At 33.4% G+C, this 23,440-nt stretch carries 21 protein-coding genes; 2 read left to right on the forward strand and 19 right to left on the reverse strand.

All coding sequences use genetic code 11. The features are described from left to right. Positions 1–346: 346 nt before the first annotated feature. From DNU06_RS15410 to DNU06_RS15465, 12 genes are all read right to left on the reverse strand, one after another. Positions 347–829, reverse strand: coding sequence for a hypothetical protein (locus DNU06_RS15410; protein ID WP_111064395.1), 483 nt, complete (start codon positions 827–829; stop codon positions 347–349). 64 nt (positions 830–893) lie between these two features. After that, the gene (locus DNU06_RS15415) at positions 894–1,826 is read right to left on the reverse strand and encodes a sugar kinase (RefSeq protein ID WP_111064396.1); all 933 of its coding nucleotides are present in this window, start codon (positions 1,824–1,826) and stop codon (positions 894–896) included. Then, entirely contained in the window at positions 1,823–2,845 is a 1,023-nt protein-coding gene (locus tag DNU06_RS15420) for an SPFH domain-containing protein (RefSeq protein WP_111064397.1), read from the reverse strand. Before DNU06_RS15420 ends, DNU06_RS15415 begins: the two co-directional genes overlap by 4 nt. A gap of 258 nt (positions 2,846–3,103) precedes the next feature. Then, positions 3,104–4,009: a DUF4238 domain-containing protein gene (locus DNU06_RS15425; protein WP_111064398.1), complete on the reverse strand. Its 906-nt coding sequence runs from the start codon at positions 4,007–4,009 to the stop codon at positions 3,104–3,106. An 84-nt stretch (positions 4,010–4,093) separates the two neighbouring features. Further along, a complete protein-coding gene (locus DNU06_RS15430) occupies positions 4,094–4,372 on the reverse strand; it encodes a hypothetical protein (protein ID WP_111064399.1) in 279 nt (92 codons plus the stop codon). A gap of 401 nt (positions 4,373–4,773) precedes the next feature. Beyond that, entirely contained in the window at positions 4,774–5,724 is a 951-nt protein-coding gene (locus DNU06_RS15435) for a hypothetical protein (protein WP_146239275.1), read from the reverse strand. A gap of 85 nt (positions 5,725–5,809) precedes the next feature. Then, on the reverse strand, positions 5,810–6,019 hold the full coding sequence (locus DNU06_RS15440; RefSeq protein ID WP_111064401.1) for a hypothetical protein: 210 nt from the start codon (positions 6,017–6,019) through the stop codon (positions 5,810–5,812). 91 nt (positions 6,020–6,110) lie between these two features. Next, the gene (locus tag DNU06_RS15445; RefSeq protein WP_111064402.1) at positions 6,111–7,094 is read right to left on the reverse strand and encodes a hypothetical protein; all 984 of its coding nucleotides are present in this window, start codon (positions 7,092–7,094) and stop codon (positions 6,111–6,113) included. Positions 7,095–7,108: 14 nt separating this feature from the next. After that, the gene (locus tag DNU06_RS15450) at positions 7,109–7,600 is read right to left on the reverse strand and encodes a hypothetical protein (protein ID WP_111064403.1); all 492 of its coding nucleotides are present in this window, start codon (positions 7,598–7,600) and stop codon (positions 7,109–7,111) included. Between the two features lie 92 nt (positions 7,601–7,692). After that, on the reverse strand, positions 7,693–9,000 hold the full coding sequence (locus DNU06_RS15455) for a tyrosine-type recombinase/integrase (RefSeq protein ID WP_111064404.1): 1,308 nt from the start codon (positions 8,998–9,000) through the stop codon (positions 7,693–7,695). A 541-nt stretch (positions 9,001–9,541) separates the two neighbouring features. Continuing rightward, positions 9,542–10,585: an ArsO family NAD(P)H-dependent flavin-containing monooxygenase gene (locus DNU06_RS15460; RefSeq protein WP_111064405.1), complete on the reverse strand. Its 1,044-nt coding sequence runs from the start codon at positions 10,583–10,585 to the stop codon at positions 9,542–9,544. 75 nt (positions 10,586–10,660) lie between these two features. Beyond that, complete coding sequence (locus tag DNU06_RS15465; RefSeq protein ID WP_111064406.1) at positions 10,661–11,416, reverse strand: hypothetical protein; 756 nt, start codon at positions 11,414–11,416, stop codon at positions 10,661–10,663. A gap of 266 nt (positions 11,417–11,682) precedes the next feature. Between DNU06_RS15465 and DNU06_RS15470 the strand changes: the two genes are divergently transcribed. Next, positions 11,683–12,150: an OsmC family protein gene (locus DNU06_RS15470; RefSeq protein WP_111064407.1), complete on the forward strand. Its 468-nt coding sequence runs from the start codon at positions 11,683–11,685 to the stop codon at positions 12,148–12,150. Here DNU06_RS15470 and DNU06_RS15475 read toward each other — a convergent pair. The 7 genes from DNU06_RS15475 to DNU06_RS15505 all read right to left on the reverse strand — a co-directional run bounded on the left by DNU06_RS15475 (position 12,147) and on the right by DNU06_RS15505 (position 20,715). Continuing rightward, a complete protein-coding gene (locus tag DNU06_RS15475; protein ID WP_111064408.1) occupies positions 12,147–12,455 on the reverse strand; it encodes a hypothetical protein in 309 nt (102 codons plus the stop codon). The two genes, DNU06_RS15470 and DNU06_RS15475, sit on opposite strands and share 4 nt — an antisense overlap. Positions 12,456–12,465: 10 nt before the next feature. Next, a complete protein-coding gene (gene cydB / locus DNU06_RS15480) occupies positions 12,466–13,539 on the reverse strand; it encodes a cytochrome d ubiquinol oxidase subunit II (RefSeq protein ID WP_111064409.1) in 1,074 nt (357 codons plus the stop codon). Positions 13,540–13,541: 2 nt separating this feature from the next. After that, the gene (locus DNU06_RS15485) at positions 13,542–14,873 is read right to left on the reverse strand and encodes a cytochrome ubiquinol oxidase subunit I (protein WP_111064410.1); all 1,332 of its coding nucleotides are present in this window, start codon (positions 14,871–14,873) and stop codon (positions 13,542–13,544) included. 127 nt (positions 14,874–15,000) lie between these two features. Then, the gene (locus DNU06_RS15490) at positions 15,001–16,647 is read right to left on the reverse strand and encodes a toxin-antitoxin system YwqK family antitoxin (protein ID WP_111064411.1); all 1,647 of its coding nucleotides are present in this window, start codon (positions 16,645–16,647) and stop codon (positions 15,001–15,003) included. An 80-nt stretch (positions 16,648–16,727) separates the two neighbouring features. Beyond that, positions 16,728–17,303 (reverse strand): hypothetical protein, encoded by a 576-nt coding sequence (locus DNU06_RS15495; protein WP_111064412.1) that lies wholly within the window; start codon positions 17,301–17,303, stop codon positions 16,728–16,730. 163 nt (positions 17,304–17,466) lie between these two features. Beyond that, on the reverse strand, positions 17,467–18,666 hold the full coding sequence (locus DNU06_RS15500; RefSeq protein ID WP_111064413.1) for a YCF48-related protein: 1,200 nt from the start codon (positions 18,664–18,666) through the stop codon (positions 17,467–17,469). Positions 18,667–19,386: 720 nt separating this feature from the next. Further along, positions 19,387–20,715: a hypothetical protein gene (locus DNU06_RS15505; protein WP_111064414.1), complete on the reverse strand. Its 1,329-nt coding sequence runs from the start codon at positions 20,713–20,715 to the stop codon at positions 19,387–19,389. Between the two features lie 354 nt (positions 20,716–21,069). Here DNU06_RS15505 and DNU06_RS15510 point away from each other — a divergent pair, with 354 nt between their 5' ends. Continuing rightward, complete coding sequence (locus tag DNU06_RS15510; RefSeq protein WP_111064415.1) at positions 21,070–23,205, forward strand: response regulator; 2,136 nt, start codon at positions 21,070–21,072, stop codon at positions 23,203–23,205. Positions 23,206–23,440 lie beyond the last annotated feature (235 nt).

Consider the following 23,440-nt stretch of genomic DNA (forward strand, 5'->3'; position numbering starts at 1 on the left):
TGGAAATTGTCTACCGAAAACTGTGGGGTGCTGTGGTTTTTTAAACCCTTTTTTACCTACTTGCGCTTGTAGTTAACAACCGAGTAAAGCACACTAATATAAATAACATAATTGTTGTTATCGACTAGTTAGCTTTGCCTTAGCCGTTTTTAAGCATTTGTTACTTGTTATTAAATGTTTAGTTTAAAACAAACATTTGTAAACAGTTATGTAGACAAATATAATAAACAATCCCTTAAAAATTAATGGACTAGCTTTTTTTTATTGGATGGCCTGCGGTTTAATTTAACGTTCCAACAGAGGTTAGGGGGGGGTAAAATAATACTTGGCTTGCATATATGTTTTATTAAAAATTAAAACCTGCTTTAATTCCAATTTGAACGTTATTATAATGGTTCGGAGGGGTTTTTGAAAAATGTAAGGAAGGAGTCCATCCAACAGAAGCAAATCCACCGCTTGTTTTTTTTGAAGACACTCTTAAACCCAACCAAGTATAATAATTTATAAAAGTAAATGATTTGTAAAAATATGGTGAAGCATATATCGCACTTTCAATAAAAACATATTTGAAGTCAAAAAGCGCAATCATTCCTAAATTCAAGCCATAAATAGGCCGATCTAAAGGATCTTGGTCGTCTGCATATTCATTAAGTACAACCCCGGTTGCTCCATTAAGTAGTAATTTCCCTTGGTGAAGTATGGTTCTGTCATATGAAAACCCTACTATAGATTGACCTCCAAATTGCAGTCCCAGAAAATTTTTATTCACATCTTGACTATAAGTATAAGAACCAAAACAAAGCGATATAATCAACAAGCGTGTTTTCATTATTAATGGTTACTAATGTTTGAATATGAGTATTAACCTGCCGATAGGTGGCTACTAATTATATTTATTGTTGTATGGTGCTATTCATTACTATGTTTGCTGTTTCTTTTGCTATTCCGATTGTCGCAATTGAGCCACTATTAAAATTTAAAAAGTCTTTTTCAATGCCGTCACTAAATATTATTCCATTATTTGGCATAAATGATTCTATTGTTAAGGTGTTATTTCTGATAATTCCTGCTGTCATTTCTGTTTGAGTTCTAATACTTTTAAACGGTTCTCTAACAGCAAAAAGTAAATCCTTCTCTTTTAGTTTTGGCTGTTTAAGTGTCAGGTTTTTTTCAAACATATTAGTAACACCATAAGCCATATTAAAAATTGAACTCAACCATCCTGTTGAACCTGCGGAAGTTGAAATGATGATTCCACTTGATGAATGTTGTTCCGTTTTGTTCTTGAATGATATTTTATAACGAGCAGAAACGTGAGAAGAAGCACCAATGAATAAATCATTAAAAGCAAGCAATCTTTGACCGTCATTCAATTTTGCTTCGGCAAAACTCATAATTTTTGAGTTGAACTTATTAGTTAGCACATTTTCAACTCCTTGAATAAAATTCATTGTGTTGAAAGGCAACAATATCCCATCATATCTTTCAATATCTGGATTTACGGCAATTATGGGAAGATTGTCAGAATATTTCGCTGTATTTGCTACAAGTCCATCTTGACCAATCACAATTATTATATTCTTCTTGGAAAAAATATAAGAAGAAACATATTGTCTGTCAATAGTTTTGTTTTTAATTACTTTTGATAGTTGTGTTTGTAAAGAATTTAATGAGTTTTTAAAGATCTCATCTTCTATCTCATACTCATCAAAATTTCCTCCAAGTCTTTCTATGTAGAACTTGGCTTGAGCCTTTGTATTAAATCTTTCTATTAGTGATTCTAAACGAGTTTTACTCTTTACGATTATTGCATACTCAAAACTCATTTTTTAGGTGTTCCTTTTTCGTTTAGAATTGAATCTAATAAGTCTGGACTAATATTTAAATTACCAATTTTTTCAGCATTGTCTGCTAACTCTCTAAATGCGAGTGAAATATTAAATCTTGGGTCAGAATTATTATTTAAAGCAGTCAAAGTTTTCCAATCCATATCTCTATATGGTTTTAGAGTTGTCTCTAATACGTAACCCTTTGTTTCCGCTTCTTTTTTGTCATTTTCTGTTTTTTGTTCAATAAGCGATTTACGCTGATTTTCAACTGAAATATCAGCTTCCAACTGCATTTCCCTCAATTTTCTTTGGTTTTCAGCCTTTTGAACATCAGATTCCATTTTCTTTTCTGCTATTTGTTTTTGTTTTTCCTCAACCGCAATTTCTGTATTTAGTTCTGATTCTTTAATTATTCGTTCTTGCTCAACTGCAAAATTTCGTCTTTCATAAACTGCCAAGTCAGCTTCTTGCTGCAGTTTTTCACGTGTTTCAGTTTCCAATGCTCTTGCCATTTCTGGGGTTGCTTGAATGGCAAGAATATTTGCACCAAGAATCTCAATTCCAAGCATACCAATTGCTGTAGAAGATTTTAGTCCTTCTGTAATATTTTCTTCGATTGCTTTTGCAGAACGTATTGCTTCTTTCAGTTTTATTCCGTGAATGTATGCAGAAGTTGCAGTCTGTGCTTCATTGATTATTCTTTGATTCAGTTTCTCAATATCATTCTTTTTGTATTGTCCGTTATCCTGAACCGTAAAATCTAGAACGTCTGCTAATGTTTTTGGGTTGTTTATTTTATAACTTATTTGTCCTTGAATTGTTACCGTTTGGTAATCATTTGTAGATTCATTAAAAACAAATGGCAAGTCATTACTTCCCATTGGAATTGCCGCTATTGAACTATTAGGTGCAAAATAGAAAAATGATAGTCCTCTTCCTTCTCTTTTTATGTTTCCATTTTTAAAATGAAGAACATAAGTCATTGAGTCAAATTTTATGTGTTTAATTCCAAACATATTATTTTCAGTTATTATTTTTTGTTACTTGATTCGTTTTAATGCCATACGACTGGCTATGTTTCTGTTTGCTTTACTTAACAGAAATTTAATTAGATAACCGCCAAGACATTGTTTAGCTAAACTAGTCATTTTAATTATTCTATACAATGTATTGGCGCACTTTCAGATAACTAAATAACTGATTGGTAAATGGAATTTGAATATAGGTTTTGGTGTGGCTAGTTTTCCTTGTTGTTTTTTATTTAAAATGTAATTCTACCCAAAATCTTTTATGAATAATTTTAAATAATTCTCATTTTCGCAGGCAATTTCACCGTATGAATTATCTAAAATTACTTTATTAAAAGCTTTAACCAATTCACTTTCTAAATCATAAATACCATGCCCGAAAACCTGTAGTTCTTTGGGAATTATTCTGTTTGAAGTTACAGAAATAAGTATTTTACTATTTATAGGCATTAGTACTGACGCTATTGGTTCAGAATTATTTACATAAATTTTATCATTTAAAATATCATTATGTAATTTCACCCTTACAACTACGGCTGTTGAATCTGGAAGCATAAAAAAGTCTTTTTCAGGAGCTAAGTTGATTGAATATGTAACTTCACCCATAAGTTCTTTAATACCATCTTTTAATTCTTTAAAATTAATTGGAGTTTTATTCCTTAAATCAGATCGGTTATTATAAAGTGCATAAATCTGATGTTTAAGCTCATCTGTTGCGAGTTCAGCCATTTTATATAATGTACTCCAAATAGCATTATTTCTTAATTCAATTTTTTTTGGATGTCTTGCTTGACCAATTAAAGCCATCCATAAAAGATAATCCAAGGAATTTATGACTTCATCATAATTCGGTATTGTGGCTTCTAAACCGATTTTTAAATTTATTGCTTTTACTACTGTGTCGTAATGTATGTTGAAATCATTTTCAAAATTTTGATTTAATAATGTTTCAACAGAACTGTGGTCAATTTCTCCAGAATGTTCTTTTCGCGAGTTTAAATCATATTCAGAAAAAAGTTTCTTGGTTGAATTTTTAATTTGAAATACGTGATAAGTGCTATTTCGATTGTATTTATAGATTTTCCCTTCTGATGATAAGAATTTTTTACTAAGCACTTGTGATACGTAATGATGATTCCTTGGTTCACTCATATTCTTTCTTTGTAAGTGTTAAAACACAATTATTTGCTACATTCAAGTCAAGAAACGCTAAAGTTATGATTTCAATTGTTTTTATTATTTATAAGATTCAGTTGGGAGTATTTTAAAACTCATTCCTTGATCTACAAACCCATCCATAAAATCACTCAATCTGTTATAAACTGATTCATTATTATTTATTCTAGTATCAATTTGAATTTCTTTATGGAATTCAAGAAACAATTCGTAAATCTCTTTTTTCGAAAATGTATTTTTATGAAGCTCCTCAATAAACTCCACAAATCTACAATGATGATTTTCATTTAATAAAATATCAAATAGTCTGTTTCTGTATTTATCTAATTCCAGTTTCATATCAATTAGCTACAACGGTTGAGCATGTTTTCCTTGCTGTAAGGTACGAAACAGTAATGAAATATAGGTTTTGTTACTTTTAATTATTTTCTGCTTTATTCAGGTTTAAATCGAATCACAAATTATTGCGTTACTTTTATTGCTTGTTATTGATTGACCCATTTTTTTAAATCGTTTAAAAAAGTAACTGAAGGCCGAATTTATGAAAAGGTTGAATTACTGACAATCGAAGAAGAAATTAACTGTGAGCCATTACATGCCGTTATTTTATATGACAGTGAATTATATCTTCGAAGGGCCATCCAAAAATCACGGTCTTTATCGCCATTCTATATTTTTATCGAATCCTATCCTCTAATTGCGATACCTCAAAAAATTAAATTATACTTTTCAGGACATTATCACTTTGGCTTAGAATAAAGCGTCCTCCCTCCAAGAGAAAGTCCAATGCTAAGCTTGAAATAATATGGAGTGATATAATCTATTTTGTACTGATTAATATGGTTAAAAATAACAGGTTCAGAATTACCTAAACCAAAGCCAATAAACTGGCCAACACCAAGACCTAATGTGTAAGAACTAATTGTGTAATTTCTAAATCCTTTTTGATATTCATAACTTAATTTCCATCCAAAAGGATTAAACTCAAAATCACTAAAAATTTCATTACCTGTAATTTTCAAAGAATTATTTAAAAAAAGATATGACCGACTGTTGCTCAGAGCATAAGTAAAGTTAACTTTAAATCTGTGAATGATAATTGTTGAATTAAAGAAACACTTATCTATAGCTACAGCCTTATAAGCCCTTGACCTTTCAAAACTTGCTCCTAAGTGCACATCATCAATCTTACTTACTACAGTTGTGGTTATATTATTATTTTTAGAAGAATAACCAAACCGAGAACGTCCTAACCCAAAATATAAATATTGTGAATTCAAATATCTAGTCTTCGTAAAAACTCGTTGATTCAAATATATAAGTGAATCACTTTCAGACCAATAATTTAACATAATTTTCTTATTCTTCGATTTCTGTTTACTATTAAACATCCAATTTAATAATACACTACCACTAAAATCACCTGCAGCTTGTAATGGAACAGAAACAATAAGTCGATTGTTTAAATGAAATCTAGGCTCGAAATGAACTCCCAAATAGTTTCTTGATATTTGATTGCAAAATACTTTCTTTACGTTTATTTCCCATCTAGGTAAAACTGATGGGTTGTCTTCTAAGATTATTCTTTTAATCTCCCCTTCAAACACATCAATTTCAACAGTGTCTCCCTGGCTAAAAACACACCAGGCCTGCAATGAGGTTATAATTAATAATAATTTTAATTGTTTCATAAAAAGGTTTTTAAACCAAAAAAACGCCATTAATCTGTGACTTATAGTGGCTTTTCGTAAATTATAAATATACTATCTATTTACTTTATTTTGAATTTACATGATCGTACAAAAAAGAGTTATTTTCTTTTAAACCAAATTTTTTGTCGCCATTTCTAGTGGTTTCAGTTTCCGATAATGTAAACTCACTTATTGGTTTTTCTGATATTGAGGTAACGGTTAGCATTGAATCTTTCAAATATTGGTCATTTTCAATTTCTGCTACTTCCTTATTAGAACAAGCTAAAAGAGGCATATGAAACTATAATAATATTTTGATTTCATTAATATTTAATTAACGTTTGAGCATATTTTCGTTGCTGTAAGGTATATAACAGCTATGAAATTTACCCGTTGTTAGGTGCTTTTTTCCGTGTATATTTTGTTTTTCCTCCAAATGAAAATCCAAATCTTATGTTAATATATAGCGTGTTACTGTATGATCTAGGATTACTTGTCCAACCTAATATACCAACACCTATCTGTTTATAGCGTGCTTTTTGGCCTGTTTCAATTCCAAAAGTAAAAGCACTAGATGAATGCTTTATGCTTTTACTAAAGCAATATCCTATTCTCCAACCAAAAGGTATAAATTTAAGAAATTCTGAGGCCCTAGCATCCTGAAGTGCGGCAGCATTATAAGAGTATCCTTGCGAAAAATACATATCAAACTCATTGACTAATCCTAAAGTCCCATTTACATATAATCGATTAATTCTAAATTGAGAAATTGAAACACTATCAATCTGAAGATGAATTGCTTTTGACTTTTCCCTACTAAATCCGAAAATTAATTCCAAAGTTCTGATTGCACCGCCGTCAAATGAAATAGTAGGTCCATATATCTTGTGTTTTTGATAAGATGAACCTGATTGACAATACCCTATTCCAAAGTCTCCGTAATAACTACTAAGTTTATTCCTATTGATATTTCTCCAAATTATGCTATCATTTTTTATGGTTATGATCTCTTCCTTTACGCTTTCTTTACTTGTTAATTCATAATGACCCAATAGCTTACAATCTATTGCTCTCACAGTGTCGTTATAGGCCGGAATTAAATCGTATTTTGAATATGAAAACATTAGTGGCATAGAAAAAGACAAGTTCTCACATCTATATCTTGGTTCAAGATATGCTCCAATAAAATTTGGACTTAAACCTATACTGAAAGGTTGTATATTTATTTCCCATTTAGGCAGAACTGAAGGGTCATCTTCATAAATCAATTCCTTTGTTAAGCTCCCATCTCCAGTAGTTATTCTTTTTGTTTGACTAAGACCGGTAAAAGCAATAAATAGTATAATTGAAATAATAATTTCTTTTCTCATAATTTATAGACTTACTAGTCAATTATAACCTTTGAAATGAGGCCTCCAATCCAATCAATCTTTCCTGGCAAGGTAAGTACATCCCCCTGGGTTATATATGATACTAATTCGTAAGTTGTTGTGTCATGCTTTTTATTACCCTCTGATGACAAAACAAAGAATGTAAACAGATCTGCGTAATTTTGTATGTTGTATGTTTCAGCGGAATCGTAAATAGGATATATTGAATCTTCGTGCAGAAGTTCAATCTTAACAGCTCCCTCATCTAACATTTTATTGACAAAACTTTCGTATACTTCTACATAACATTCCGAAATATAAAAGCATGAATTGTCTTCATTTTGAGAATCAATAAACTCGTTATAATTCACTGCAGATGCATCTGTGCACCCAACTTTTTTTTTACACGCCGACAATTGCAACATTGCAAGTATTACCAAAGGTAAGATAATAGGACTTTTAAATTTTATCTCTTTAATTGCCCTATACTTTACTGATAAATTCATTTTAGCTCTCTTTAGTTTTTGTATTGCTCCCTAACGTTTGAGCAAATTTACGTTGCTGTAAGGTACGAAACAGCTATGGAATTTGCTTGTTGTTATGGTTCGTTTTTAATAATATTAACCAAATCTTCAATGAATGCCTTTGCCTTATTTATTTCAGGTTTGTAGGAACTAGGATGACCACAATGATTTCTTAAATCCAAATTATTTTCCATTTGAGAAAGTTGATGTTTTGAGATTACCTTCAATTCGAATGCAAGTTTCAGTAAATTCAGTTCTTTAATCGACTCAAAGTCAGATATTTTTTCAAATTTCTTTCTGAATTTTAATTTAGCCGAAGCCTCATTTATTGCTTTGTACCCTTTTTTTTCACATCTGTTTTGTAAAATACGAATAAATGATGACCATGAAAAAACAATCCCCGCTTTTAATGCTCCTGCCCTAAAGCATTGAATCGCTTCTAATAAATACTCTTTTTCATCTTCTGAATTTAAGGTAAATACTAGTTGTTCTAAATCCTCAATTTCAGGTTCGTTTATTTTCGGCTTCCCAATAAGCTTGTCAAGCGGCGTAAAGTCTATTTTCACAGAACCATGAATAGCTCGCGTGTATTTTTTTATACTGTCAAAATGATGGACATCTAACTTCTCAAGAATGGAAATAATTGGAATACCCAAACTAACCATATGCTCCATATAACTTCTTCTTAGAGTTTTCACTACGAACGCACTGACCATTCCATTCTCCTCAAAAGCCTTCTTAATTACTTTCTCAGCACTTGTTTTTCCATATTTTTTTCCTGCTTCAGGTCCTTCAAGCAAGTATTCCTGTGGTTTGGTTATGCAGGTTTGCCAATATTCATTTAAATACTCAATAATCTTTGGTGATATACTCGCTTTACGGACAACATCTCCACTAGCATTTCTAACTTGGAGATAAAAAGGTTCCTTCTTTGAATTAATATCTGAAACTCTTAGATTCAACAACTCAGTTAATTCTAAACAACATGAATACACTAAGACAAAAATGATTCTATGTTTCATATTTTCGAAGTTGTCAATCATTAGAAATACCTGCTCCTGTTCTAGAGTATTAATCTCTTTTTCGCGTGCACTAGGTATGTTTTGTCTATAAATCACAAAACTTTTTTTATGTATGTGATTAAAATAATACTCCGCAACTTGAATAAATTGCATGATTAGACTACGTGAACTCTTTTTGCTAATAATGACTTTAATATAAGCATTTAATTCTGCTTCCTTAATATCAATTGGTTCCGTTGCAGGATAATACCTGACAAAGTCCATAAACCTTTTTGTGTAAATGTCAATTGTTTTAATATTCGAATATCTAACATTTAGGATTCTTCGTATCTCCAATTCAGCTTGAATTAAATCAATCATAAGGGTATTTTTTATGAACCATAACAACCGAGTAAAACACACTAATGTAAATAACAAAATTGTTGTTATCGACTAGTTAGCTTTGTTTTAACCGTTTTTAAGCATTTGTTACTTGTTATTAAATGTTTAGTTTAAAATAAACATTTATAAACAACTAAGCAGACAAATATAATAAACAATCCCTTAAAAATTAATGGACTAGCTTTTATTTATTGGTTTTTTATTGGATGCGCTGTGGTTTAAAGGAAAAAGCTGTAATGGGAATCGCATATTCGTGCATTTTTGCTCACTTCTTGACGATAGTCCATGAAAAGAAAAGCCCTTGGGGTTAAATTTGTAAAGCAGAATAAAACAAATACAAACCATGAGAATACCATTTATAATCGCAGTATGGATCAGCAACTCTTTCCTGCTAGGTCAAAATAACAAACAAGAGGGTAACCTGCCAAATCATACAGAAAATCAGATGTAACATCCGCATGCCGTTGTTGCGTCTTTTTTTATGCTGGGTAATTTTTTGGCTGTTTTGCGCTACTACTATTTAGGCTAAATAATCTACAATTTCATGCACGGTTTGTCTTGCTGTTTTACCTACGCCGTATATGGTAGCAGAAGCAAAGCCTGTCCAACTGCCATAACCCACAAGCCATAAATTGGGAATATGTTTCGCACGGGTATATTCCGTTTCTATCCTGTTGTTATTGATGATATTCAAGTCTTTTAAATGGTTTAAATTGGCCTTAAATCCAGTACACCAAATTACAATATCACATGCACTTTTGGTACCGTCTTCCCAAATAACTCCCTTATCATAAAAAGCTTTAAATGGTCTTTTGGCATGCAATACACCGCGTGCTCGAGCCTCTTTAACCGAATCTATCATTACTATTTCACTCAAAGAAGGTTTTTTGATGTCAGGATGGTCTGCTTTATTTTCTAAAAACTTACTGGTCGCCTCATTAAACAAATAACGACCATCAATATCATCTGGCAGAAAACGAGGTGCTTTCCTGGTGACCCATTCGGTATGCGCAACTTTTGATACTTCGGCTAAAATTTGTGCACCAGAATTTCCGCCACCTACAATCAATACCTTTTTATGGGCATAATTGTCGGCATTTTTATACCCAGAAGAATGCAATTGTTCCCCTTCAAAAATGGCTTGACCTGGATATTTTGGAATAAAAGGATGTTGTGCAGTTCCGGTAGCACTGACCAATGTTTTACTGTAAAAAGTACCTTTATTGGTGGCTACGGCAAAGCCTTCATTTTCTTGGATTACGGACAGTACTTTGGTGTGGTGTTGTACCGGAAAGTTATACCGTTTTTCATATTCATTTAAATAAGAAATGAAGGCTGCTTTACCCGGATATTCTGCTGCTCCTTGTGGCATTGCCCAGCCCGGTAGCGAGCTAAATGCCGCCGGTGAAAATAATTTTAAACTGTCCCAAGTCCCCAACCAGGACCCTCCGGTTTGCGCTTGATCATCTAAAACAAGATAATCTAACTTGTAGCGCCTTAAAAAATATGCGGTAGCAAGTCCGGCTTGGCCACCACCGATTACAAGGGTATCGTATGTCTTCATTTTTAAAATTATTTATGTTTTAATTTACTACATGTCTACTCATTCAGCAATGCTATTAACTTATTTTCAAACTCCCTACTCATCCAGTATGGATTGGTACAGCACTTCATTTTCGTAAATAAATTGACTGCCACTTTGCAAGCTGGGGTTGATGGCGCCGTTTTCTCTTACTCTAAAACTAATGCTTAAGCCGACGGTAACTGTTAAGGAATCTTCAAAAGCCGATTTATCTACTATATAACTGCCATTTTTTGTGGTCAGCTCATGGTTATAGATATAATCTTTCTGGTAAGCATTGCGGTGAAGGGCATGCGCGTATTTTTTGTCGTAGATTTCTTTTTTAATATTTAAAACTGTTGGAACATAAATGCCTTCCCATGTTAAGCTTAGATTTTCAGCTGCAGTAAATTTTTTTGGCACCGCATAGTCTATATCCGTATAATCCTGTCTCGGCTTTATATAGGCTAATTGATGCCTTGAACTGTCTGCTAAAATTATTTCTATTAAATAATCCCTCTCTTTTTTATTTTCACTTAATTGGTAGTACGAATAGGTCGTGTAATAATTACTTTTTACGGTTGCTAAATTAAAGGCTTGGTTATTTATTAAAATGGTATTCTTATTGTTCTTTTTTCCATGATCAAATACCTCCAAGTGAATCACTTTAAATTTTTCGGGATCTGAATTATTGTCTCCAATAAAAATATTGACATAGATATTGGCCAATCGTTCGTCTTTTGCGCTATCCAGAAAGTACTTGTCCTTATCCGCAATTGTTTCGGTGCATTGTTGGAAAAGTAATAAAAGTAAAAGAATTTGAATATACTTCATTGGGGTTTCATTAACGGTTGACAATATATGCGCTTAAATATTAATTTCACCACAAGCCCATTGTGCTAATTTAAAGTTTATTGCATTAAATCGCTTTCAGCTTTGTAGTTTCCTTTCATTCAAATCTAACCATTGTAAATAGGTAAACAGCAGTAAAATGAAGGATTTATTTTTTTATTTCGTCCAGCAAAAAATAAGGGGCTAAAAAAAGTAAATCAGCTAGACTTGTAAGGCAATTGTGTACCTTTATTTTTTAAACAAACCTTATGTCTTTTAGTCAAATTTTTGAAGCGGAATTATTCTGGGAACTCAATCCGGGAGAAAATACCGAAAACCCAAGAAACTACAGTAGAAATCACGAAGTGAAAATAGCGGATAAAGAATTATTGGAACTGTCGGCTGCCAAAAGCTTTAAAGGAGACACCAATTTATTGAACCCCGAAGACTTGTTATTGTCGGCACTTACTTCTTGCCATATGATGTCTTATTTGTACGTCTGCGCGCAGCATAACATAGCGGTTCTGTCGTATACCGATAAATCGAAAGGCGTACTAGAAGTCGTTGGAGAAGGAGGGAGGTTTAAAAGTGTGGCACTGAATCCTGTGGTTACCCTACAAAATGCTAAGGATATTGAACTGGCTAAAGAATTGCATACCAAGGCAAATGAATTGTGTTTTATTGCCAATTCTTGTAATTTTCCCATTCACCACAAAGCGACCATACGAGTAGGTTAATTTTCTTTTTTTGGATTAAACTTCTGATTTAGTTTTGCAATCAGCAGTAAGCCAACGGCACCACTGACGAATGATAGCAACAAATTGAGTGCCAATAAGCCATAATTTACGGTGGTTGTTTCTAGGATAAAATGAGGGTTGAAGCCCAAGCGTCCAAAGGATTTGATGGTGAAAATGGCGCCAAATACACCTGCAATGGTATTGCCTACGAGTCCAAAAGAGTACTTTTTATAAAATACTCCAAATAGGTTTGCCCCAACAATACCCATTAATATGCTTAAAAGTGAAATTAAAGTAGCCGTCATCTGTTAAGCTTTAATGGCCGTAATCCATGTCGTCTATTTTACCGCTCATTAATTTTTTCTGCACTAAAAAGTACACAATTATTAAAATTACACCCACAATAGCCCAAGATAATGCAACCGACAATCCGTAATCTTCTGCAGCGGTATTGTAAATGGTAAGAGATTCGTTTGCCGCATTAGTGGAGGGGAGGATAGCGGGGAAAATAGAGGCCAATGAGGAGGTAATGCCACCCACAATGACCAAGGTAGAAAATATAAATCCGTACACTTCTTTTTTCAGTTTTTTGATAAAAAATAAGCCAATTAAACCGGCGGTATAAACCATAGGAAATAGAATAAGGTAAGGTCTTTCTTCAAAGTTTGTCAATGAAGTTGGATTGACATATTGCCAAACGACTAAGGAGAGAATGGTCAAAGCCACAAGGGCAATATTCAGTTTGAAAATAACCGATTTTAGTTTTGTGTTGATGGATGAATTTGTTTTCAGAATAATCCAATTGGCACCGTGAATAGCCAAAGTAACCACTGCAATTAGTCCAATGATAATGGTAAACCAATCAATCACACCAGGGTGTTGGGTAAGTGGACTAAAACTACCATCCCACAAAGGCAAGAAAAAATAATGGGCTTCATAAGCCGATTCTCCATTTTCAAATCCGCCTAAATTTACGCCGCGTATGATGTTGCCTAATGCAATACCAAAAAACAAGGCAAGTAATAAGCTAGAAACACCAAAAGCTTTATCCCAGATGTCTTTCCACATTTGGTATTTAAAATGTCCCCTAAACTCCAGTCCAATTGCCCTAAAAATAATAAGCCAAAGCACAATAATGAGGGGCAGATAAAAACCGCTAAATACGGAAGCGTAAAACGTGGGGAAAGCCATAAATAACATGCCCCCAGCTGCCACGAGCCACACTTCGTTAGAGTCCCAAAACAAGCCAGCAGATTTGGTGATTACTGCTTTGTCTTTTTCATCTTTAGCAAAAAACAAATGAATGATTCCCGCTCCAAAATCGTAGCCATCTAAAATAAAGAATACGGTCAATACGATTGCGATTGTGATATACCAAAATAATTCCATATTTAATGTTTTTGAGTGTTTGGTCCTTCGTTAACAGTTTTTCCTACCAAAACCAAGAATAAGATGCCGAGTAGCATATACAATGCAATAAAGCCCATTAAGGTGAACAAGGTATTTCCTGACGACACAGTAGGGGAGACCCCTTCACTTGTTTTTAATAAGCCATACACCAAGTAGGGTTGTCTGCCCAGTTCGGCCGTGTACCAACCAGTGATGTTGGCAATGTATGGGAAAGGCAACAAAAACATAATCGACCAAAGCAATGGTTTAAAAGTGAATAATTTTTTTCGCCACATCATGAACAAAGCCAATGCCATTATGCCAATAAATATAGTGCCCAAACCGACCATGATGTGATAAGAATAGTACAGGGCCGGAATGTTATCTGGCAATTCTTCTGCTTCAAACTGATCCATCCCCGGGATTTGTTTATCCCATTCTTGGTAAGTTAAAAAGCTCAAAATATTGGGGACCGCAATTTTGTTATCTAATTTTTTCTCCACCATATTGGGTTGTCCAACCAGTACAATTTCAGCACCTGCTTCCTCGGTTTCAAATATACCTTCCATGGCTGCAAAAGCAGCTGGTTGGTATTTGGCTACGTTTTTTGCATTCCAATCTCCGGTAGGAAAAGCGACCAATAAACTAGCGATTAATCCAAAAACCACTCCTGTCTTAAGAAACAACTTTCCGTATTCAACTTGCTTGTTTCTTAAAATATAAAAAGCCCCTATGGCTGCCACTACAAAAGAGGAGGTAACCACCGAAGCCATTTGATTGTGTAAAAAGGAAGGTATTAACCAAGGATTACCAAAAATTGCGGAGAAATTATTCAACACATATTTTCCATTTTCTAATATTTCGTAACCTACTGGGTGTTGCATCCAAGCATTGGTTGCCAAAATAAACCAGCCACTGGCCCAAGAGCCGAGGAAAACCAAAAAAGCAGTTAAAAAATGCAGTTTTTGTCCCATTAGTTTTTCACCAAAAATAAAGAGTGCCAAAAAGGATGATTCCAAAAAGAAAGAGAACATCCCCTCCATGGCTAGGGTTTGACCAATTATTCCGCCTGTCAACTCAGAAAATTTTGCCCAATTGGTTCCGAATTGAAATTCCATTGGTATCCCTGTCACTACCCCCATAGTAAAATTAATGGCAAATATTTTCATAAAAAACTTTGCCGCTTTGTTGTACTTTTCAACAGTAGTCCTAAGAAATTTCCATTTGAAAAACACAATTAATAAGGATAAACCCATCGTCAATTGTGGGAAAATATAGTGGAATGTGATAGTGAATGCAAACTGCAACCTATCGTATAAAATCATGTCTTCCATAGGAAATTAAATTGTGGATAAATTTAATCATTATGGTCCAAAAATTATATGACGGTTATCATATAAATAAAGATTTATTAGGTGATGGTCTGCATTTAAAATGCCAGAAAAAATAGGCTAATTCGACTTAGAAATTAATCTTTTCGGTAGTTTCGATTTCACCTGCTTCGTCATAGGTAATGACTATGTTTTTTTTCCAATTAATCCTTTCCCAAATAATACCTTCTCGATAAAATTCCCAAATACCCACTTTTTCTCCGAGTTTGTATTCTTCCTTTTTTATCAATTTACCATCCGGATCAAACGCTTGCCAAACACCATCTTTTTTTCCCATTGCGTAACTGCTCACTTCAGCTATTGCGCCATCTTCGTAATAGTCCGTCCACTTTCCGTTTCTGCTGCCGTTTTTGTAAGTTTTGATGTGTTTTAGTTGATTGCTATTTTGATAGTATATTTTTTCTACTGTTTTCAACTCGTTTTCGTAGGTAGAAACTTCCTTTTTACTGCCATCTTTATAAAACGAATTTAAGGCTACGTTTTCATTGTTTTTCTTGGTAAAAACAAAATCTATTTGGCCATTGTCGTAATACCACACCCAATCTCCGTCCTCCACTTTGTTTTTATATGCGCCACTGCGGTAAGGTGCGCCCTCACGATTGTAGGTCATCCATTTAAATGAGGTGGTATTCGAATCAATCAATACGCCATTTATATCATAGGATTGTATCCAACGGTAAGTTGGACCATTTCCTTTACCGATTCTAGCCGGTTTTCCATTTTTATGGTACCTTTTTACTTCAATAATATTTCCTTCGCTATCGTGTAAGGTGGTTTCAAAAACGGTTCCATTGCTGTGGTATTTTTTCCAGTCTCCAATCTGCTGGTCATTTTTATAAATCCCAAATTCTTTTATCTGCCCATTTTCGTAATAATAAGTCCAGGCTCCATTTAATTTCCCACGGTCATCTTTGGTAAATCTATTTTTTATCTGACCGTTATCGTAATAGTCAAACCCATCATTGGGGCTTGACAGGTCAATGATCTCTACCACGTCATCTACTGGATCAAAGTTCACGGTTTTGAAAACTGTTCCATCTTCCAAATACCAAATCCAATCGCCAACTCGCCAATCATTTTCGTAACTCCCTTCCTTGTCTAAAGCCCCGTTTTCGTCATAAAGCTTAAACAGCCCCGACTTTTTGTTTTCTAGATAAAAACCAGTCTCTTGCAATTTACCATTTTCGTAATAGGTGCTAGATTCACCTTCAAGCTCACCGGCTTTATAGTGTGTGGTTTCCTTTAATTGTCCATTTTCGTAATAGTAGTTCCATACACCATCTTTGGCGTTCGCTTTCCAATTCCCAATTTCCTGTACTTGTTTGTTTTTGTAAAAAGACTCCCATTTTCCTTCTTTTATAACATCACTACTGTAGTTGGCTATGGTAGAAAGGTTTCCTTCCTTATCGTAAAATCGAGCAATGCGCATGTCAGTGCTATCGAAATAAGTTGTTTTGGCAATTAAATAGCCATTTTTGTGAAAGTAATTCCAAGTGTCTATTTTTTTGCCTTTTTTGTATTTTCCAGTACTTTTAACCTTTCCGTTTTCAAAATAATACGTCCAAACGCCTGTTTTCATTTCGTTTGTGAGGACTCCTGTAGATTTTAATTGCTTATTTTGATAATACTCCTGGGTTAAATTGGATGGCTGTGCGATTGAAACCAGGGGCAATACTAATAGAAAAATAATTGTAGAAATAGATTTGAAGCGATACATGTTGTTTGAATTTTTATGAATTGGCCTTCACCGAAAGTTAAGTTTTATACTCGCTTTTTGCTCGTTTATGCCGATAAAAATTAATTTTTAAGTGATTCAATAAAGGCTTCACCGTTTACTTTGTAAGTCATGTCTTCAATTATTTTCCATTGACCAGCAACAGTTTTAGTGGCTTCTATTTCAATATATAGATTTTCGTTGTTAATCTTTAATTGAACCAGTATATCTGTGTGTTCAATGTTATTTTCCGCTATAATTTTGTAATGACATTTTACAAACGAAACTTGATCCCATTCCAAACGAGCAGCACTTAGTTTTCTCCCCCAGAAACGTCTTATTTCTGCAAAATCTTCAGGCACTTTAACCACACGTACTCTTGTTTCGCCAGGGTGTTCTTGGTTTGCGTTGCTAATTTCTTTTTGAATATATACCTCAGGTACTTTGGCAATTCTCTTTATTTGTATCATTTCCGCTTGGGTAAAAGCCAAATTAACAACCTGCTGTAAGTCATTCGCTTTAATGCCAATAAAAACCTGATAACCCAAGTCGTCAGGTGTAGCAGTACTTGTGGAGTCAACAGGTAATCTCAAGCTGTCCGCCTGTCCGTAAGCTGAACCTGCAAAAAGTAATAGTCCAATGATAAAAATGTGTTTCATATGCGCATTGCTACAGGTGAATAATAAGGAAAACCCAAGGCCATAAAAAAGTATTATCCTGTCGGTTTATTACTTTTCAAAAGATTTTAATTAACCACCGTGTCGTTGATTTTATCGCAGGATAGTATTTGAAAAGCCTTTATTTATGGTCTATTGGGTAACTTTACTTATCTATCTGAATTTTTGAATTAAATTTATTAATGCCATCTGTTAATTCAATAATATAAAGTCCATTCAGTAAATTAGTTTCAACTTTAAGTTGCGTACCGTTACTGTATGCTTGTTGATGAAATTCGATTCGGCCATCAAGACTATAAACGTTTATAGTTAATTCACTGGAAAGTGTTTTGGGGATGTCAATGCTAAAGTTTGCATTGTTACTTGGGTTCGGAAAAACATTAATTCCACGCGCCATTGCTGTTTCAGCAATGGAATTGGTTCCCCCAAGTTTGTAAGCACCATCACCTACGGCATATGCTGTATTTTCTATAAAGTTAAAAGAATTAAGACTTCCAGTAATTCCTGACATGGTGCTAAACGTACTGCAACCATCCGTACTTTTTAAAATAGTATTAAAACTTAAAACGTAGCAATTATTGGCGTCATCACAATAAATATCCAAACCTCCTTGATTCGCATTAGCAATCGACCAGTTAACACCGCCATCTATGGTTTTCAAAATAGTATCTGTACCCAGTACATAACCAGTCAAATCGTCCACAAAATAAACCGAATTATAAGTTTGTGAAGTAGGTTGACCTGAAAGCGTCCATGTGGAATCATTAATCGTCTTGTATATTTCACCACCCCATGCTGTTACTGCGTATCCAACACTACTTCCCGTTGGAAATTGTATGTCTTTAATGCCACTTCCACCGAATGTCCCATTCGCGTAATGCGTCCATGAAGTACCTCCATTTGAAGTAAAAGCTACATCATCCCCATTGCTGGGAGAATAATGAAAACCTTTATCAATGCTTTTAAAATATATTTTACCGTCATTGTAAAGGGCAGTATTAAAACTTGTCCAGTTTGCACCACCGTCAATGGTTTTGTAACACAAATCCATGGGCGTAGCCTGACTGGTTGAAATGAATCCCAAGGTGTCATTTAAAAATTGAATGGATTGTAATGCATAAGTTGAAATAGTTGATGTATTCCAATTGGTTCCGCCATCATTGGTATAAAAATATGCTGAGTTTGGTGCAGACCAGTTACCTCCAACTACAAATCCAGTATCTGCATTTAGGAACGTGACATCATTTAAAGATGCTGTACCTGAATTAATATTCAATGGATTCCATTGTGAAAATGCGCTAAAATTCATTAGCGTGATCAGCATTGCGAGGTTTATTTTTTTCATTTTTATTAAATATAAATTATTAAAATTAAGTTTTGTTTTAAGGGCTATTGCCCGTCACTGGGCTATATTTCTATGGTTAGTGCTTAGTACAATCTAATTAGATGGTGACCTAGCATGGTTTCGCTAAACTAATTATTTTATTGTTCTTTATCGCAATCTATCGAGAATTAAAACGCTGGCGCGTAATTGCAAAGTTGAATTTTTGTGATAAAATTTTCCTTTTCATGATAAACTGTTTACTGAAATTAACTCCATAGAATTCTCCAGCGTGGGCAAGTTATTTCATGAATGGTCAGTCATATTTCCACGCAAAATACCATAGGAATGATCGGCCGAAATGCTAATGGTTTATAGGTGAATAGGTGTTTTTTCTTTTCAAGTATAATAGACAAGCTTTACTTTACGCTGTATAATTTTATCTCCCAGACCTTAATGGCCAAGTAGAAATTATCCGCTAAATCATCACGCCATAAAGGGGTTCTTCCGTTATCCATATCATATTGAAATGTCATGAGTACCTGTTTAAGTAAATCATTGTCCGCTTCCAAATAGTGTTTATCCTGAAAAGTTAGACAAGGACAAGAAATTTCGGCAATAATTTTAAACCATATATGAAGAGGGGGCTAGATGATAAATCCAACCCCCTTAAATAATGACGGACACACTTTAGTGAATTGTATCAAATAGGACTATCGATCAGCGCGTCTTATTTTTTACAAATTAAAAGTTAACTGCTTTTATTATCTCTTTGTATTTTCCATCTCTACCATTGCTTCCTCTGTTGTAACCATATGTTCCTGCTCCACCGATTCCACCATCTGTTGTGTATTCTACAGTTAAACTTGTTACATTTGAATCTTTGTAAACAGTTATATCTCCACCATTTCCACCATTTTCTCCTGGTCCAGTTTCATTTCCATTTCCTGCAGTTTTATAGCCTTTATGTCCTTTTGTCCATACAATTAGCGATTGGTTTGCATCAATGATCAAGTATTTTGGTTGTGCCCAACCTGATAAATCTGTTACTCTAAGCATAATAACATCTTTACCGGTAACTGCATGTTTTCTTTGTTTAGCTTCTATTTTCATAGGCGTACCCGATTTCCCCCAGTTCTTAGAGTTAAAATCCATGGTTAATGATTCACTATAATCCATTACTAAATCAGCAGTAGCCACTATTTTTGAATCAAATTTTGATTTTACAGTAATAATCACTTTGTCATCTTTTACAAATCTTGTATCCTGAATGGTTTTGTTTTTTATATCTGCATTTGCATAAGTAATTTCATAATCCGACCAAAAACCACCATCACGAGTAGAAATTGTTTTACCGTTGGCAAGTGTTGCTTTCATTTGAAAAGAAAAAGATCTATAGTAACCTTTTGAATGAGCTGCATCAAGATCAATAATTTCAATTTTAGAAACTTTTTTCCCTTCAATAGACCATTTTTCTTTTTTCACGGCTGCCGCTTTATCTGCTGCTGCTGATTCATTTTTTGCATAAGCCGCTAATTCGGCTTCTTGATTTGTTTTTGCACTTTCTACATAACTCAAAAATTGCGCAAACTCAGGTTTCGTAGCGCCTTTATTTACAGAGCCATTATTACTAAGCGTTGTACCTCCATTATGCACTTGATAAATAAGAATTCTCTCTTCGGTAAATCCAACAGCAAAACGAGCATCTTTTTCTCTGATGAAATATCGTACAAAATCAGATTTACCCTTTTCATCTGGAACATATTTCATGGTACCTATCCAGACAGCAGTAACTTCATCTCCTGCTTTTTCTATTTTTACTTTTCGGTAACCATCCGGTTGTCCTAAAGAGTTGAAATAATCATATTCTTTATCTTCCCATGTCATTCCTATTTTTGAATTACTAACATTCGGATCTAATGGAGTTGATGTAGCATTTGCCTTATCTTCCATTTTCTTAGCAACTCCTGTTTTTTCTAAAATTTTAGCAGCTAGTTTTTCTTGCAACGTTTGTGCGTTTAATCCTACACTCATTGTAGTAAGGGTTAAGAGTAATGTGATTGTTTTTTTCATGATTTTTATTGTTTTTGTTTTTATTTAAAGAGCTAGGTTTATTTATAAGTAACTCTTGATTTTTATTTGATTTTATGGTTATTAATTCTTTTTGGGGTTAAAATAGTGCAGCATATATCGTTTTAATTGGTTCGTGTTTTTTGTTCATTCCTGTGTTGTGTTTTACTCGATTAATTACACTGCAAACCTACGCCTATGTGTAAAATCTGATGATTCAAAAACCATCTACTACAAGTCAATAATCATTCATTTTGAATCAAAAACCCTCCATTTGAGTCAATTCGTTCAAAACGGAATTATTATTCCATTTTTATCTCCATTTTTGTTATCTATTTATACTTAATAGTTTTGACCATGAAAAATTTATATCAACAGATTATTAGTGCTGGAACCCAAACTTCCAATTCCAATGTCTGGAATAAAAAAATTCGTTTGTTAAATATCTACTGTTTAACTTGGGGACATCTAGTGCTTGTTTTTTATGGCTTGGATGTTATATCTCACCTAATTATTGAGAACATAAATCACGATACAATTACCTTTGATTTTTTTGATGCCAAAGCTTTTTTCGCTCATTTAACTATAGTTACTTCGCTTTTTAGTATCTTTTTTTTAAATAAAAATCACCATTTTAAATGGGCTAGATTTCTCTTTATGATCTTGTTTATTATCATAAATTGCTTTGCTGCAATAGTTATTTCTCCAGGTCATTTTATTGAATATACTTTTTTACTTGCGTCTCCTATTGCAATTACGCTTTATGTAAAAAAAATCACTTCCTACCTTGTATTAGCCATCAGCTTTTTACTATTTCTAACCCCGTATTATTTTTATGTTGTTTACCCTGCAGAAATTGTGGATAGATTAATGCCTTTTGAGAGCATTATCGTTTTTCTAACTCCCGTTCTTATTTTAAATTATTTTAAATCCAATAATTTAATCAATGAAGAACTGTTAGCCTTAGAACGAGATAAAGTACAATCAGATAAAGAACTATTAGAAAAACAAAAAGCCGAATTAAAAGAGTTAAGTGAGTTTAAGTCGCATTTTTATGTAAACCTTTCTCATGAAATAAGGACGCCTCTTACGCTGATAAAAGGACATTCCTTACAACTAGATCTAAAAGACTCGAAAGAAAAAACAGAAGAGAAAATTAATATTATAAATGCCCAAGTGGAACAAGTTGAGTTTATTATTAATAATATTATGGACATTAGTAAAATTGATAATAAAGATTTTCATCTTGATCTTGCTCCTGTAAATATAGCTGTGTTTTTTGATAAACATTATTCCAATTTCAAAAATTTATTTGAAGCTAAAAGTGTGCTTTTTTCAATAGAAAACAGAACGGAAAATTTACTTTTTAATATCGACAATTACTTGTTCTCTAAGTCGATTAATAACCTATTAAGTAATGCGCTAAAGTTTACAAAAAGTGGAGATGCTGTGGTAATAAAAGTATATTTAGAGGGGGTGAATTTAAATGTAGAGGTAATAGATACGGGTATTGGTATTCCAGAAAAAGATATTGAAAAAGTATTTGATCGTTTTTTTCAATCTAAAAATCACATTACTAAAAGCCAGGGTAGTGGTATTGGATTGTCGTTTACTAAAAGTATTATCGAAGCGCATCATTTTACTATAGGTGTAAAAAGTATCTCTAATATCTCTACTATTTTTTCTATTCAAATTCCTCAGAAATCACTGCTGAAATTAGATAGTTTAGAACGTACTTCAATGCTTAAAAAAGGGAATGCTACCGACGCCGTAGTTAACGCTAAGCTTAAAGTGTTACTTGTTGAAGATCATACTGAAATGCGTAATTTTATCATAGGTTTATTGGACGATTATGAGGTAACCGAAGCCGAAAATGGACAAGTAGCTTTAGATATTTTAAAAAATGAAACTTTTGATGTGATTATTACGGATTATATGATGCCAGTTTTGGACGGAAAAGGATTGGTAATGGAGATAAAAAAACAAAAATTAAAAACACCTATAATCGTACTTACAGCTCGAACAGATAGTGATGCTAAACTAAAAATGCTCCGATTAGGAATAGACGCCTACTTACACAAACCGTTTATGAAAGAGGAGTTAATGATGCACTTAAAAAAAGCTTCCCAATCTTTTGCTGTGATTAATGAATTTGACGCAGCACTAAAGGTGGAAGAAAAAGAAAGTTTGAATAAATTTGCTCAAAAATTTAACGAAGATTTAAATGCGTTTATATTCGAAAATATGCATTCTTCTGTATTTGGAATAGAAGCAATTGCTGCGCATTTTGAGATTTCTAAAAGCACCTTAGTGAGAAAAACAAAATCTCTTTTAGGGCAAGTTCCAAAAGATATTATACTGGAGGCTAGGTTCCAAAAAGCACGTTCAATCTTAGAGAAAAATCCAAGAGAATCGAAGATAAATATTGCAAAAACAATAGGAATTAAAAACACCTTTTACTTTTTCAAAAAAATGGAAGAACGTTTTCGTTAAATCGTTCCCAATTTTTAGAATGAGCAGCAGCAATTTGAAGCGATTGCGCATTAAAAGTAAATGCCTCACCATCTGCTAGGGCTTGAATGTAATATCTACTCGGTTTTTTTTTTTTAGAAAGTTTAAATAAGAAATAAACAAGATACATTCTTCTTCAGAAAAGTATGTTATTTTTCTCCTCTGAATTTTGAACTTGCCTAAGTTCATTTGGATGTGTTTTTTTGCGTTACGCTTG

The organism is Putridiphycobacter roseus (assembly GCF_003234935.1).
Lineage (GTDB): Bacteria > Bacteroidota > Bacteroidia > Flavobacteriales_D > Crocinitomicaceae > Putridiphycobacter > Putridiphycobacter roseus.